The sequence below is a fragment of the Caballeronia mineralivorans PML1(12) genome (assembly GCF_001028175.1).
Classification (GTDB): Bacteria; Pseudomonadota; Gammaproteobacteria; order Burkholderiales; family Burkholderiaceae; genus Caballeronia; species Caballeronia mineralivorans.
Genome location: NZ_AEJF01000130.1, coordinates 1 through 13,740, shown reverse-complemented (window position 1 = coordinate 13,740; position 13,740 = coordinate 1). Strand labels below are relative to the sequence as shown.

The following is a 13,740-nucleotide window of genomic DNA, read 5'->3' as shown; positions in this document are numbered from 1 at the left end:
ATGGACGTACCGCAGAAACTCGATTCCCCGGCCGGTTTCCTGTCGTCCGTGGAGATCCTCTCGCCGTTTACCCCCGAGGAAATCGAACAACTCGCCGAGCATGCGGAGAGGCGTTTTCATGCATTCGGCGAGACCGTGTGCAATGCCGGTGACACTGCGGATGGACTGTTTGTCATCAAGGCCGGCTCGGTGCGGATCTTCACTGAGGAAAACGGCAAGGAGATCAGCATGGGCGTGCGGCGCGAACGGGAAGTGTTCGCGGACATCGCCATGCTGCGCGAGTACCGGCATGAATCGTCGGTACGTTCGTCGGGCAAGACGGAACTGCTGTTCATCCCGCGCCGCGTAATCGAGCCGATTGTCGCGAACAATCCGGCGGCGCTCGCGTTCGTCACGAGTTATGTAGCAATCAGTTCGGCCGGCGGTTTTGTCGCGAAGCTCTTCGACCTGCGAGGCAAGATCGACAAGGCTGAACTAGAGACATCGGTCCGTAGCGTAGGTGTGAAGCGGGTGCCCGCAGGCAAGGAGATCCTGCATCAGGACGCACGCGACGACCGGCGTCTCTACGTGGTCCGGCAAGGGGAAGTACGGATCGTGCGCAAGGAGGGCGCTACCGACTATTTGCTTGCTACCTTGAGAGCCGGCGAAGTCTTCGGAGAGAAGGCTTGTCTGCTGCGGCAGGAGCAGCAGGCCACGGTCATTGCGAACGTGGATACGCGCCTGCTGGTTGTCCCCGAAAAAACCGTGCACCTGGTGCTCGAGCGCAATCCGAAGCTGCGCGAGGTGCTGGAAGACCGCATCCGGTTTACCGAACGGGAGTTGCAGCGTCAGAAGAAACTGGAAGAACGCCGCTCGTTACCGACCATGCTCGACCTTCACTCCAAGGCGGAGTTCGGCGAGCGCGTGATACGTCGTTTCGCGTGGGTCCAGCAGGCCGAGGAGATGGATTGCGGCGCGGCCAGTCTCGCAATGATCTGCAAGCACTACGAGATCCCGATGACGCTTGGCAAGCTGCGCGAACTCGCCAACGTCACGACCCAGGGTGCGACGCTCGACAGTCTCGCGCGAGCGGGTGAAGTGCTCGGCTTCACCACGCGCGGCGTTCAGTGCACCTTCGAGTCGCTGCGCGGTTTCGAACTGCCGTTCATCGTCCACTGGGAGGGATACCACTACGTGGTGGTGTACGGCATTTCGAAGGATCAGGTATGGGTGGCGGACCCGGCCGTCGGTTTCCGCAAGATGGACGTGAAGGATTTCGAGCGTGGCTGGAGTGGCACATGCCTGCTGTTTACGGCGCCGCCGGAGCTTGCGCAAGGCACCGTCGCGCGCTCGCCGTGGGTGCGGTTCGTCGGATACCTGAAGCCATACAAGAAGATCCTCGCGCACCTGTTCCTCGCGACGTTCGTGATCCAGGTGCTCGGCGTGATTCCGCCGCTCATCATCCAGAATATCCTCGACGGGGTGATCGTTCACCAGAACGTCGGGCTGTTGCATTTGCTGATTGCCGGGCTGATCATCTCCAACCTGTTCTCGCAACTGATGTCGACCATCCGCGCGTATCTCGCGAACTTCATGGTCCGCAATATGGACTTCGCGATGATGTCGCAGTTCTTCCGCCATACCTTGTCGCTGCCATTCTCGTTCTTCGCCAAGCGCAAGACGGGCGACATTTTCGCGCGCTTCCAGGAAAACCACACCATTCGCGCGTTCCTCACTGAATCAACGGTGACGACAGCGCTTAACCTGCTGATGGTCTTCATCTACTTCACGATCATGTTTCTCTACAACGTGAAGATGACCCTGCTGTTGATCGGTTTCGTGATTCCGATCATGGCGCTGACTGCGCTCGCCACGCCGAAGATCAAGAACTATGCGCGGGAGGTCTTCTCTGCTTCGACTGAAGCGAAGTCCTTCCTGATGGAAGCGCTAGGCGGCGTGGAAACGATCAAGGGCATGGGCATCGAGCGCACCGTGCGCCTCAAGTGGGAGAAGAAATACGCGAAGTCGCTGGAGGTCCAGTATCGCGCGCAGGCGTTCAATATTGCGGTGTCGTTGGGGAGCCAGGTGTTGAATACGGCGACCACGATAGCGATTCTTTGGGTCGGCGCGAACATGGTGCTCACCCATGAGATGACTATCGGCCAGCTTATTGCGTTCAACGCGTTCATGGGCAGCGTGCTGACGCCGCTGATGGGGTTGATCGGTTTGTGGAGCCTGCTCAACGATGCGGGCGTAGCCATGGAGCGGCTGGGCGATGTGCTGGACATGGAGCCGGAGCAGAAGCCGGAGGATCTTCCGTCGCGCATCATGCTGCCTGACCTGAAAGGCGAGATCAGCCTGAACAATGTGTATTTCCGCTATGGCGGCAACGACACGGCCTACGTGCTGGAGAACATCAGCTTTGACATCAAGCCGGGCGAACTGATCGCAATAGTCGGTCGCAGCGGCTCGGGCAAGACCACGCTTGCCAAGCTGCTGGTCGGCTTCTACACGCCGACCGAGGGGAAGATGGTGGTCGACGGTTACGACCTGAACGTGATCGATAAAAACGTGTACCGCGCGCAGATTGGTTATGTCATGCAGAGCAACCTGCTGTTCTCCGGGACGATTGCAGAAAACGTTGCAAGCGGCGACGAAGCCCCGGACCGCCGGCGCATTGAAGAGGCCGCCAAGATGGCTGATGCGCATGCGTTCATCAGCAAGATGCCGCTGGGCTATGAACAGATTGTCGGGGAGCGTGGCGTTGGTTTGTCGGGTGGCCAGATCCAGCGGCTCTGTATCGCGCGTGCGCTTTATCACGATCCGCGCCTGCTCGTTTTCGACGAAGCCACCTCCGCGCTCGACACACAGTCTGAAAGCAATATTCTCGGCAATATGCAGGAAATCCTGAAGGGGCGCACAGCCGTGATCATCGCGCATCGGCTCAGCACGATCATGCGCGCCGACAAGATCCTCGTGTTGTATGAAGGCGCGATCGTCGAACAGGGGCGCCATGATGAACTGGTCGCGCGCAAGGGCATGTATTACCAACTCGTGCAAAAACAATTGAGTGCCGCATGAAGATACTCGACGATATAGAAGACCTGCCGGCCAGCCCCGCGACTTCGTATGCGGCGCTGCTGGAGAAGATCGAAATTCTCCGCTCGACGCTGCGCTGGTCGTCGCGTATGGAGCGCCCCGAAATCGAGAAGTTGCTGAGACAGGCGAGCGTGTTGCGCGACGACGTGATGCAGTTGTCACACAGGGAGCGTTTTGTGCAGGCGGCCGTCTCGGAGCCGCAGCATGTGCCCGGATCGCCGCGCGAACGCCGAGAGGCGTTGCTCGCACGAAGCTTCGTATTCGAAGGTACTTTCGGCGATAACCCGAAACTTCTCGAGGCGCTGGAAATTGCCGAAAAGGCGGCGCCGACGGATCTTCCCGTGCTGGTGGACGGGGAGAGCGGCACGGGCAAGGAGCTGATGGCGAAGGTGATTCACGCGAACGGCGCGCGTGCGGACAGGCCGTATATATCGGTGAATTGCGGTGCGATTCCTGAAAACCTACTGGAGTCCGAGCTATTTGGTCACAAGAAAGGGGCGTTCACCGGGGCATCGAATGACCGGAAGGGAAAGTTCGAAAGCGCGCATACCGGCACTATCTTCCTCGATGAAATCGGCGAGCTGCCGCTGGCCGGCCAGGTCAAGCTGCTGCGGGTACTCGAGGCGCATGAAATCCAGCGCGTTGGATCGGATGAACCCATTGCGGTGGATACGCGCATTGTGGCCGCGACGAATCGCAATCTGCGGCGCATGAGTGAGGAAGGGCGCTTTCGTGAAGACCTATTCTATCGGCTCAGCGTGATTCATCTGACCCTGCCGCCGTTGCGCGAGCGGCGCGACGAGATTGCGCTGCTGCTTGCGTATTTCGGTGACGAAGCCGCGGCAGCGCTCAAGCGTCAGCCGGTGAAGATGACACTGCGATTGCGCGAATTCCTGCGGACCTACGACTATCCTGGCAACATCCGCGAATTGCGTAACCTGGTCTACCGGATCGTCTGCCTGGCGCCGGAAACGGCCGACATAGAGCATCTTCCTGTCGATATCCGCCCCGGTAATTCGACGCCCATGATGAGCGGCATTGTCGCCAGCGCGGTTTCGCTCAGCGATGCCAAGCGCACTGCCAGCGATGAAGCCGAGCGGGCTTTTCTCGAGCGCGGCCTGCATGAAGTGGGCGGGACGGTCGCGGAGCTGGCGCGGCGCTTCGAGATGAATCGCTCGCATGTGCAGATGCTGCTGAAGAAGCACGGCCTGCATTCGAAGGACTTTCGCAATCACGCGGCTCCTGCAGCGCAGAAAGACAAGGACAGCTAGAGGGTCGGGTTTATCTGCGTTTTATCGAGGCAGAAGATATCTTCTGCCTGCGCCACGACAACCGAGACGTTGTCGCGTCCGCCGCGCCGCAGCGCAAGTTCAACCAGCTTGGCGACGGCTTGCTGGCAATCGCCGGATGTCAGGACCCCGCCTATCTCCTCGTCGCTTACCTCGTTGCTCAAGCCGTCGCTGCAGAGCAGGAAGATGTCGCCGTCATGCAGATCGATTCGGTCTGCATCGAGGTCGAGCGTGTCCATTGCGCCGACTGCACGCGTGATCAGATGCCTGCCCGGATGATGCAACGCCTCTTCCGCGCTGAGCTGCCCGCGCGCCTTCAGTTCTTCGACCTGGCTGTGATCTCGCGTCAGTTGCCGCAGGCAACCCTGCCGGCAAAGATAGAGCCGGCTGTCGCCTGCCCACAGATAGCCGCAGGACCGCTCGCTCGCCAGTAGCAGGACCACCGTGCTGCCAATCCGGCGCACTTGCCGTCGGGCTGCTTCCGAGCGCAAGTCCGCGTTGACAGCAAGGAGGCGCTCTCGCGCTTCCTGCATGCGCTCATCGAGAAGAACCGGTTTGCCGGGCGCGGGGGAGTGCGCCAACCGCTCGATCACCATCTGACTGGCGACATCGCCGACCGCGTGCCCACCCATGCCATCTGCGATGGCCCACAAACCGTGCTCGGGCATTTCGAGGCAGGCATCTTCATTGATCTCGCGTACGAGACCTGTGTCGGTGCGGGCTGCCGATGCCCATCGAAACTCACCGGTGTTGCTCACGAGACCTCCGATGTCTGCAGCGGCGTGCATTTCTGCGCCGATGGGTTGCCGCGTGTGCGGCGAGACAGAACCGGCTGCTTCAGGCTTGCTTCGTGTTTGCTTCCCTGTGTTTCGCGTTGCTTCAGACGTTGTGGTTGCTGCTGCGCTCGTTCGGGTTCACAGCGATGTTCGAATTCGAGCCGGTATTGTTCACGTCGATGGTCTGGAACTGGTTGATCATCTGGGCAGCATAGAAGGTGTTGTTGGTTTCGTACAAGTTCACGACCGGCACCATCGATGGCTGCGATTCGACGTAAGGCGTGATCCAGCCATACACCCAGGGCGCACCTCCGCCGTGGATGCAGGTCATTGCTTCGCGATCGAGCGTGAGATCGCGGGGAAGGTCTTCGACGGTGATTGCAGTCATGGTAAGGCTCCGGTGGTCCTGCCTGGTCAGTGGATGTGCTTCTTTATGCAAGGGGCATGCCGAAGCTGGTGCCGGTTCCGTGCTTTTCGCGCAGCGCCTTTTGGCGTGCGGGTTTGGGCTACGCAGCGTGAGTCGTGGCCGACCGATGGCCGGTGAGATTGGTTGGATGGGGGCCAACAGGTAGCGCTTTTTAGTTGCCGCAATACCAACATTCGCGCATGGCTCTACACGGAAGCGCGACTTCACGTCTGCCAACCAGGCGACCAAGAAACGAAGCGATCGCTTAAGCGTCGTCTTCGTGAAGCGTTCTTGTCATTGCCACAAAAACGCTCTTGATATCGCACCTTCCCCGCCTGTGATCCGGTAGTTGGTTCGCGCGTGCTTCGACGGTTTTATTTCTCGGCCAGTGATGGATGTGATCCAACACATCGCTCAAAAAAGTGTTGGGTCTCTCATAGCCTTCACACTGCCGCTCACTTCCTCATTTCTCCCTTTACCTTATCCCGCAAGGCTCTGCGCGCATTGGCCCGGTTGATGCGATGACTTGATCAACCGCCGGCTTACATGCAACACCCCGGCTTCCAACCTTCCAGGAGAAACCGGTCATGTCGGGCACTCAAACATCCAGGCTCTGCGCTCGACTCGGCCGCTCAATTCCCGATGTCGCCGTCGACAGCGAACCCGCTCCCGGTGCGCATCTCGTTACCCAACGCTCGGGTTATGAACATCACGGGATCTACGTGGGCAATGGCCGCGTCGTGCACTACGCCGGCTTCGCCGGTTCGTTGCATCGCGGTCCGATTGAAGAGACCACCCTCGAACGCTTCGCCGCAGGCCGCGAGATCCGTGTCCGGATGCACGCCATGGCGACGTTCACGGGACAGGATGCGGTCCGTCGCGCTCGCTCAAGGCTGGGCGAAAACCGCTATCGGCTGCTGAGCAACAACTGCGAGCACCTGTGCGCCTGGGTGCTTTTCGGCGAGAACCGCAGTTCGCAAGTGGAGGCCTGCCTCGCTCATCCGAGTGTCGCATGCCGTGTGGCAATAGCAATGCTCAAGGGTTGGATCGACGCAAAAGGTCATGACGACCTGCTCGCCGCCTGACCCGGCTCGCTGCAATCATCAAGGAGAAACATCATGAATACGCAACGTGATTCACTGCGCCGGATAGTCGATAAATGGCTCGCGCCGACACCCGCCGCTCCGGTCCGCGGCATCCGCTTGTGCCGCATGCAAGCGAACCATGTCCGCTATGTTCGCGTGGAAGCGCTCAGGCCGACCGGCGTGCTCGCGCTGTTCTTCTTCCGTCACGACGACGGATCGTGGCAAGTGTTTCCGCCCGAAGCCGTACGCATGATGATGAGCCCGCGCCGGTTTGCGATGTGATGCGTGGTGTCGACGTTCGTTCAAAGTTGAAATGCGCATCGCGCAGGTATAAGACTTTGCCGCTGATCTGTTCAACACCTACGTGGCTTTATCGCTGCGCGACACGTTTTTCCGCAGGTCGCGCAGTCGAGCTGCGTAGGATCAAATCTGTCGGCAACGTGATGCGATCCGAGGGCGATTCGATCCCGGCAATCCGGGCCAATAATATATTGACCGCCGATCTTCCCATCTGCTGTAGCGGCTGACGAATGGTCGTAAGCGGGGGATAAACCTGCGACGCCATCGGGACATCGTCGAACCCGATCACGGAAACGTCCTCCGGGACACGCATTCCCAGTTCGTGCGCCGCGGCGATCGCACCAAACGCGCTCAAATCATTCGCGGCAAAGATCGCGGTCGGCGGTCGCTTTAACTTCAACAAGTGCGATGCCGCCTTGAAACCCATCGCCTGACTAAACCGCCCAATCGCCGTCAAGCTCGCTTCAGGACGCAGGCCCTGTTGTCGCATTGCGTCATTAAAACCCCGCGCCCTGTCGTGCGCTGCTGTCAGCCGCTCGTCACCGCTGATAAATGCAATCCGCGTATGGCCGAGTGCGACCAAATGCTGTACAGCCAGACGCGCGCCCTCGTAATTGTCGGATGCAACCGAGGGATATTGCGGGAAAACACCACGCTGATCCACCACCACCACCGGTATATCCGCCCCATTCAGCGCCTTTAGATAGGGTGCGTCATCGTGTGGAAGGATAGCCACCAGTCCGTCCGAAAACTGCTCCAGTAGCGTCAACACGTTGTGGTGCGTCTCACGATCCTCATCGAACATTGGATACACAAGCATCTCATAACCCGCGTTTCGAGCTGCCCGGCCCGCACCGATGATCAACTCGCTGACAAACTGATCCTGCCGGACTGGAGTGAGCAAGCCGACAATACGGGTACGTCCGCCTGACAATTTCTGCGCGGTCCTGTTGGCGACATAACCGATCTCCGCGGCAATGCGCAGAACTTTGTCGCGTGTCTGCTCCGATACCCCATGACGGTCGTTGATGGCGCGCGACGCGCTCATCTGGGAAATGCCGGCTAGCTCCGCGAGCCGAGCCAGCGTGGGGGTCTGTCTTGCCATGAGCACAAATCAACTTAGTAGGATTAATCAATCATTACAGCCAGCTATCACTCTGCAGGTCGCATCCGTTGAAGTACACGGTCCGAGGTCTTAACCCGGCTGGGGTAAATACGCATTTCATAGAGGATGGCCGCTCCCTATTATTGTTACATAACGTTAGCGATAACGTTATAAAACATTTTATAACTAAAAATGGAAAGATATGAACGGAGTCGTTTCGGTCTTCGACCGCCGCCGGACCTTGACCATTGCCTGCGCAGCTCTCTCTATAGGCCTCGGCTGGTTAGGGCCGGTGAGCGTGATCGCTGCTCAAACGAAAACGCTTGCCGAATGGGATTTACAGACTGTCGGCGCCGGTCCGAAGATCATCAATGATGCAGCCGCGCGTTTTGAGAAGGCGAACCCCGGCTTCAAAGCCGAGTCATCGCACGTCCTTAACGATGCGTACAAGACCAAGCTAAAAATCGCGTTTGGTGCAAACCAGCCGCCATGTGTCTTTTCGAGCTGGGGAGGCGGTCCTCTGCGCGAGTATGTGAAGTCCAATCAAGTGGTTGATCTCACGCCTTATCTTCGGCAGAACGCATCTTTCCAAAGCCGCTTTTTAGCAACCGCGTGGCCAGCGGCCACCTTCGACAATAAGGTTTGGGGCATCCCCGCCGAGAACACGTCGGTAGCCGTGGTGTTCTACAACAAAGAGATTTTCGAGAAGTACAAGCTGACACCCCCGAAGACATGGGACGAGTTGCTCCATGTGATTAGCGTACTGAAATCGAACAATATCGCTCCCTTTGCGTTGGCAAACAAAAACAAATGGACTGGGTCCATGTACTACATGTACCTGGTCGATCGCATAGGAGGTTCCGATGTGGTCCGCCGCGCGGTCATGCGGGCACCGGGCGGCAGTTTCGCCGATCCCGCCTTCGTAGAAGCAGGAGCGCGCGTGCAGGAACTGGTAAAGGCCGGCGCTTTCGCGCAGGGATTCAATGGGCTTGACTACGACATCGGCGCGTCAAGGCGCCTTCTCTATTCCGGGCGTGCAGCGATGGAACTCATCGGGAGTTGGGAAGCGTCGACCGTGAAGGCGGAGAACCCCGCATTTTATTCAAAGCTCGACTACTTTCCCTTTCCTACCGTACCGGGCGGCAAAGGCAACCCGAACGACGTTATCGGCACGGTGGGCGATAACTTCTACAGTATCTCCAAAGCCTGCGCGGACCCGCAGGCAGCATTCCAGTTGATCCAGTCAATGACGGACGATCAATCCATGCGAGAACGCGTGGCCGACACGCGCATACCGCCGGTCAAGAACTTGGAAGTGAGCGATCCGATGCTTAAGCGCTTTCTAAAGACAGTCTCCGAGGCGCCCGCGGTGCAACTCTGGTACGACCAGGAACTGCCACCAGCCCTCGGCGAATTGCACAAGAACACAACGCAGGCGCTCTTCGGCCTGACGACGAGTCCGCAAGAAGCCGCACAACAAATGGAAGCCGAAGCGAAGAAGGACCTTAACTAACTGCCTGTATTTCGCTTGAGCACCGCGCGTCCAGCTACTAGCCGATTCCCCTCGACTGACGGAGGAAGATGTGAGTTTTACGAAGCTTCCCATGGCGCCCATGCCGAAGCGATCGCGTCTGGGAAGACCCTCCGGGGTAGTCTCGGCTACGTTTCTCGCGCCCGCAATCGCGTTGCTCGGCCTCTTTCTACTGTACCCCTTGATCTCCAGCTTCCGGTTATCAACGCTCGACTGGAACGGACTTGGCGCCACGGAACGCTTCATTGGCGCTCAGAACTGGATTCATCTCTCGCGCGATCCCGCATTTTTTAAAGCGGTACGCAACAACCTGATACTCGCGGTCTTCTCCGTGCTTATCCAGATGCCGATCGCATTGACTCTTGCCGTCATGCTCGACAAGGCAGGCCGGGGATCGCGCACACTCAAGATCCTATATTTCCTGCCCCTGCTGATGTCGAGTGTTGCCATCGGTGTCGTGTTCAAGAACGTGTATGACCCGAATTTCGGTCCGCTAAACGCGGCTTTGAACGCCCTCGGGCTTGGCAACCTGGCGCAAGACTGGTTAGGTGACGGGCGCTTCGCTTTAGCCGCTACGTTAGCGGTGATCTGCTGGCAGAACATCCCGTTCTACATGATTCTCTTCATGGCCGGACTGTCTTCCCTCTCGCCGGAACTCCGTGAAGCAGCACGCCTTGACGGGGCCTCCGCATGGAGAGTGTTCTGGCACATCGAATTGCCGCATCTACAAGGCACTTTGCGCACCGGCGTGCTGCTTGCCGTGATCGGTTCGCTGCGTTATTTCGATCTGATTTTCGTGATGACCGGCGGGGGTCCTGACGGCGCGTCGGAGCTCATGGCGACCTACATGTACTGCACAGTCTTTAGTTCGTTTCAACTCGGCTACGGCAGCACCATCGCCTCGGCGATGTTCCTGATTGTGCTCGTAGTCGCCAGCGTCACCCTGACCATGACACGCCGTTTCGAGACGGAGATATGAAAGCGATCCCCAACATTCAGCTTGAATCGAGTGCCCCATTTCGTGCACCCAGGTTTTCCGTATCGCGTGCGATGGTGCTGACGCTCGGTGTCGGCTGGCTTGCGGTAACGACACTGCCCTTTTTGTTCGTCGTGGTAACCAGCCTGAAATCCCAGCAGGACACGTATTCCGGGTCGGCCTGGTCGCTGCCGTCGGCCCTCGACCTGAGCAACTATCGAGCGGTCCTGGAAGGCGGCTTTTGGGTTTATCTGCGCAATAGCCTTTTCGTGGTGGGCTTGTCGACCGCACTGATCCTGTTGGCCGGCTCAATGGCCGCCTACGTATTCGCGCGCATGAACTCCCGGCTCAATAGATCGATTTTCTCGATTGTTGTCGCAGGAATGATCGTGCCGTTGCACGTCACCTTGGTACCGGTCTATCTAATGACGCGCACAGCGGGACTGTACGACACCCCCTTTGCTTTGATCGGCCCTTATGTAGCGTCGAGCCTTCCGGTTTCGATCTTCATTCTCACGGAGTTCATGCGCCAGATCCCGCGTGAGCTGGAAGAAGCCGCGCTGCTCGACGGCTGCGGACCGTTTGCCATTTTCTGGCGTATCTTCGTTCCGCTGTCCGGGCCGGGACTCGCCACGGTCGCCATCTACAACGCGATCGCGTTGTGGAATGAGTTCATTTTTGCCTATGTACTCACCTCGACGCCAGCCAATCGCACGCTGCCACTCGCGGTGTGGGACTTCCAGGGCCAATACGCATCGAACATTCCAGCAACCCTGGCGGTCGTTACCCTGACGTCCCTGCCGTTGATCGTCGCCTACGCGTTCGGCCAGGAACGCATCATAAAAGGAATGATGGTCGGCTCCGTCAAGGGCTGAAATGCGGGGTGAAATGTTTTTCCATCTGCCCGCCGATGGGCACGTGTTCATTCGTTCGAGGCAACGTCATATGACTTCAGCACCTCATCATAAGCTGCGCGTCGCGGTCGTCGGCTGCGGCTATATCAGCGACATTTATCTTACCAACCTCCCGAAGTTCGCCGGCGTCGAAGTCTGCGCTGTTGCGGATCTCGATATGGAACGGGCACGGGCTTCAGCACTCCGTCACGGGGTTGCGCGTGTCCTTACCGCCGACGCGGTCTATGTCGACTCCGGTATTGACCTGATCCTCAATCTCACGCATCCGGCCGGGCATGCAGAGGTAGCGCGACGCGCGCTTCAGTCCGGCAAGCACGTCTACAACGAGAAGCCGCTTACCCTCGATCTCGATAAAGCACGCGGGTTGATCGATACGGCGCGCTCTGCCGCTCTTCAAATCTGCTGCGCACCGGACACGGTACTGGGCGCGGGGATTCAGACCTGCCGCAAATTGATCGATAGCGGCGCCATCGGCGAACCGATCGCCGCGACGGCCTTCATGACCAACCACGGCCATGAAGGCTGGCACCCTGACCCGGCGTTCTATTACCAGCCAGGCGCCGGCCCCATGTTCGACATGGGACCGTATTACCTGAGCGCGCTTGTCAATCTGATCGGGCCTATCAATTCCGTGTCGGCATTTGCGCGCGCGAGTTTTCCCGAACGAGTCATTGGGAGCAAGCCCAAACGCGGTCAGCGGATCGAAGTGAATACGCCTACGCACGTAGCCGGTCAGATGCAGTTCGCCAACGGTGCAATCGGAACTATTGTGACGAGCTTCGATATCTGGGGTGCAAAACTTCCCTTCATCGAGGTCCATGGAAAAGAGGGAAGCCTGAGTGTGCCCGACCCCAATACGTTCGGTGGTCCGGTAAGCCTGAAGGTTCGCGACGGTGACTGGAATGAAGTTCCGCTCTCGCATCCCTATAGCGACAACACTAGAGGGCTTGGTATTGCGGAACTGGCACATTCACTCCAGACGGGTGAGCGGCCGCGCACGGACGGGGAGATCGGCTACCACGTGCTGGAGGTCATGCACGGCTTTCTTGCCGCTGCAACCCAGCGCCAGACCGTATCGATCGACAGCACCTTCCAACGGCCCGCACCTATGTCGGAGCAGCCCCTGACGATGGCAAACGAGAGATTCACACATGCCTGAAAATAACCTGACACCGCGCCGCTCGGCATTGATGGTCTGGGGCGGTTGGGACGGCCACGAACCGCGCCTCACGACCGAGCGCTTCGCGAGCCTGCTCGAGCAGCAAGGGTTCGCGGTAGAGATTCACAATGACCTTGGCGTGTACCTCGACCGTGACCGTCTCGCTGAACAGAGTCTGATCGTCAACTGCTTCACCATGGGCCAGTTGGACAAAACTCATACCGAAAATCTGCTCGCCGCGGTTCGTGGCGGTGCCGGTTTCGGAGGCTGGCACGGCGGTGCCGGCGACGCGTTTCGCGCGAATACCGACTACCAGTTCATGGTTGGAGGCCAATGGGTAGCGCATCCCGGCAACATTGTTGACTACACTGTTCGGATCGCTGCGCCCGATGACCCGGTTGTTTCTGGTCTCGCCGATTTTTCGATGCGCTCGGAGCAGTACTACATGCATTTTGATCCGAGCAACGAGGTTCTTGCGACCACTCGCTTCGACGGGCCGTATGTACGAGAACATGAGCCACAAGTAACGGGCGTCATCATGCCGGTCGCATGGAAACGCCACTGGGGCAAAGGAAGGGTTTTCTATTCGTCGCTTGGTCACGTCAACGCCGATTTCGAGGTCCTGGAAGCCCGTGAACTGATGTTGCGTGGACTACTTTGGGCAGCCGGCTGAGTGGGTAGAGCTCGTTGTGTATGGGTGTTGGCAACCAAGGCTGGGGCATATATCAGGTCACGCGAGATTCGGGATCGTCGACGTGGCGTACCACCTCGCTATTGACGGCGTTATCGACGGCGCCCAAGTGAACATCGGCTCCTGGATAGGCGTCGCGAGTTGATAAGACCAAAAGAAACCCGGTGCCAGGCGGTAATGCCGCTCGGTTAAACCTTTGGGAAAAGCCGCGCTCGGAAAGCGCGGCTTTTTTCGTATCGGATGGGTTGTGTTCTTTAACGCGGAACGTCGCAGTTCGACCGATTCTGTTTGAAAAACGGCTGTTTTTAAGCGCGACGAAAAAGTCCTGTGCTGCAACTTTGGCTTCACGTCGTCAGCAAACCAGGGAATTTGATAGAAGCTGCGACTGCGTCGCTCGTCACGCAGTCGCAATCTCCATCTTGTCACCTTT

Annotated in this window: 13 protein-coding genes; 9 read left to right on the top strand and 4 right to left on the bottom strand. The window is 58.6% G+C overall.

The window, feature by feature from the left end; all coding sequences use genetic code 11:
* Positions 1-3,060, top strand: a complete 3,060-nt coding sequence (locus tag EOS_RS20920) for a peptidase domain-containing ABC transporter (protein ID WP_047848604.1) — start codon at positions 1-3, stop codon at positions 3,058-3,060.
* A complete protein-coding gene (locus tag EOS_RS20915) occupies positions 3,057-4,349 on the top strand; it encodes a sigma-54 interaction domain-containing protein (RefSeq protein ID WP_047848603.1) in 1,293 nt (430 codons plus the stop codon). The genes EOS_RS20920 and EOS_RS20915 overlap by 4 nt, the downstream gene beginning before the upstream one ends.
* Here the strand turns inward: EOS_RS20915 and EOS_RS20910 are convergent.
* Complete coding sequence (locus EOS_RS20910; RefSeq protein ID WP_407639169.1) at positions 4,346-5,155, bottom strand: PP2C family protein-serine/threonine phosphatase; 810 nt, start codon at positions 5,153-5,155, stop codon at positions 4,346-4,348. The genes EOS_RS20915 and EOS_RS20910 overlap by 4 nt on opposite strands.
* A 91-nt stretch (positions 5,156-5,246) precedes the next feature.
* Complete coding sequence (locus EOS_RS20905) at positions 5,247-5,531, bottom strand: hypothetical protein (RefSeq protein WP_047848602.1); 285 nt, start codon at positions 5,529-5,531, stop codon at positions 5,247-5,249.
* A gap of 605 nt (positions 5,532-6,136) precedes the next feature.
* Here EOS_RS20905 and EOS_RS20900 point away from each other — a divergent pair.
* Together EOS_RS20900 and EOS_RS20895 are read left to right on the top strand one after the other, a co-directional pair.
* The gene (locus EOS_RS20900; protein ID WP_053063993.1) at positions 6,137-6,634 is read left to right on the top strand and encodes a lecithin retinol acyltransferase family protein; all 498 of its coding nucleotides are present in this window, start codon (positions 6,137-6,139) and stop codon (positions 6,632-6,634) included.
* 33 nt (positions 6,635-6,667) lie between these two features.
* Positions 6,668-6,916: a hypothetical protein gene (locus EOS_RS20895; protein WP_047848601.1), complete on the top strand. Its 249-nt coding sequence runs from the start codon at positions 6,668-6,670 to the stop codon at positions 6,914-6,916.
* Positions 6,917-7,004: 88 nt separating this feature from the next.
* Here the strand turns inward: EOS_RS20895 and EOS_RS20890 are convergent, their stop codons facing one another.
* Positions 7,005-8,039, bottom strand: coding sequence for a LacI family DNA-binding transcriptional regulator (locus EOS_RS20890; protein ID WP_047848600.1), 1,035 nt, complete (start codon positions 8,037-8,039; stop codon positions 7,005-7,007).
* A 202-nt stretch (positions 8,040-8,241) separates the two neighbouring features.
* Here EOS_RS20890 and EOS_RS20885 point away from each other — a divergent pair, with 202 nt between their 5' ends.
* The 5 genes from EOS_RS20885 (at position 8,242) to EOS_RS20865 (ending at position 13,292) form a co-directional block, all read left to right on the top strand.
* Positions 8,242-9,552 carry an extracellular solute-binding protein gene (locus EOS_RS20885; RefSeq protein ID WP_075645380.1) on the top strand — a complete coding sequence of 437 codons (1,311 nt, stop codon included), beginning with the start codon at positions 8,242-8,244 and terminating at the stop codon, positions 9,550-9,552.
* Positions 9,553-9,622: 70 nt separating this feature from the next.
* Entirely contained in the window at positions 9,623-10,549 is a 927-nt protein-coding gene (locus EOS_RS20880; RefSeq protein WP_235442900.1) for a carbohydrate ABC transporter permease, read from the top strand.
* Entirely contained in the window at positions 10,546-11,421 is an 876-nt protein-coding gene (locus tag EOS_RS20875; protein ID WP_235442899.1) for a carbohydrate ABC transporter permease, read from the top strand. Before EOS_RS20880 ends, EOS_RS20875 begins: the two co-directional genes overlap by 4 nt.
* 70 nt (positions 11,422-11,491) lie before the next feature.
* Positions 11,492-12,619 (top strand): Gfo/Idh/MocA family protein, encoded by a 1,128-nt coding sequence (locus EOS_RS20870; protein WP_047848619.1) that lies wholly within the window; start codon positions 11,492-11,494, stop codon positions 12,617-12,619.
* A complete protein-coding gene (locus EOS_RS20865; protein ID WP_047848599.1) occupies positions 12,612-13,292 on the top strand; it encodes a ThuA domain-containing protein in 681 nt (226 codons plus the stop codon). The genes EOS_RS20870 and EOS_RS20865 overlap by 8 nt, the downstream gene beginning before the upstream one ends.
* Before the next feature lie 57 nt (positions 13,293-13,349).
* On the opposite strand, the gene EOS_RS48195 is transcribed toward EOS_RS20865, so the two are convergent.
* Positions 13,350-13,740 (bottom strand): hypothetical protein (locus EOS_RS48195; RefSeq protein WP_235442898.1); only part of this gene is annotated, 391 nt, incomplete at its 5' end.

Excerpts from the sequence above, each read along its gene's own strand:
- EOS_RS20920 (WP_047848604.1), top strand. The coding sequence starts at position 1 with ATGGACGTACCGCAGAAACTCGATTCCCCGGCCGGTTTCCTGTCGTCC.
- EOS_RS20915 (WP_047848603.1), top strand. The coding sequence starts at position 3,057 with ATGAAGATACTCGACGATATAGAAGACCTGCCGGCCAGCCCCGCGACT.
- EOS_RS20910 (WP_407639169.1), bottom strand. The coding sequence starts at position 5,155 with ATGCACGCCGCTGCAGACATCGGAGGTCTCGTGAGCAACACCGGTGAG.
- EOS_RS20905 (WP_047848602.1), bottom strand. The coding sequence starts at position 5,531 with ATGACTGCAATCACCGTCGAAGACCTTCCCCGCGATCTCACGCTCGAT.
- EOS_RS20900 (WP_053063993.1), top strand. The coding sequence starts at position 6,137 with ATGTCGGGCACTCAAACATCCAGGCTCTGCGCTCGACTCGGCCGCTCA.
- EOS_RS20895 (WP_047848601.1), top strand. The coding sequence starts at position 6,668 with ATGAATACGCAACGTGATTCACTGCGCCGGATAGTCGATAAATGGCTC.
- EOS_RS20890 (WP_047848600.1), bottom strand. The coding sequence starts at position 8,039 with ATGGCAAGACAGACCCCCACGCTGGCTCGGCTCGCGGAGCTAGCCGGC.
- EOS_RS20885 (WP_075645380.1), top strand. The coding sequence starts at position 8,242 with ATGAACGGAGTCGTTTCGGTCTTCGACCGCCGCCGGACCTTGACCATT.
- EOS_RS20875 (WP_235442899.1), top strand. The coding sequence starts at position 10,546 with ATGAAAGCGATCCCCAACATTCAGCTTGAATCGAGTGCCCCATTTCGT.
- EOS_RS20870 (WP_047848619.1), top strand. The coding sequence starts at position 11,492 with ATGACTTCAGCACCTCATCATAAGCTGCGCGTCGCGGTCGTCGGCTGC.
- EOS_RS20865 (WP_047848599.1), top strand. The coding sequence starts at position 12,612 with ATGCCTGAAAATAACCTGACACCGCGCCGCTCGGCATTGATGGTCTGG.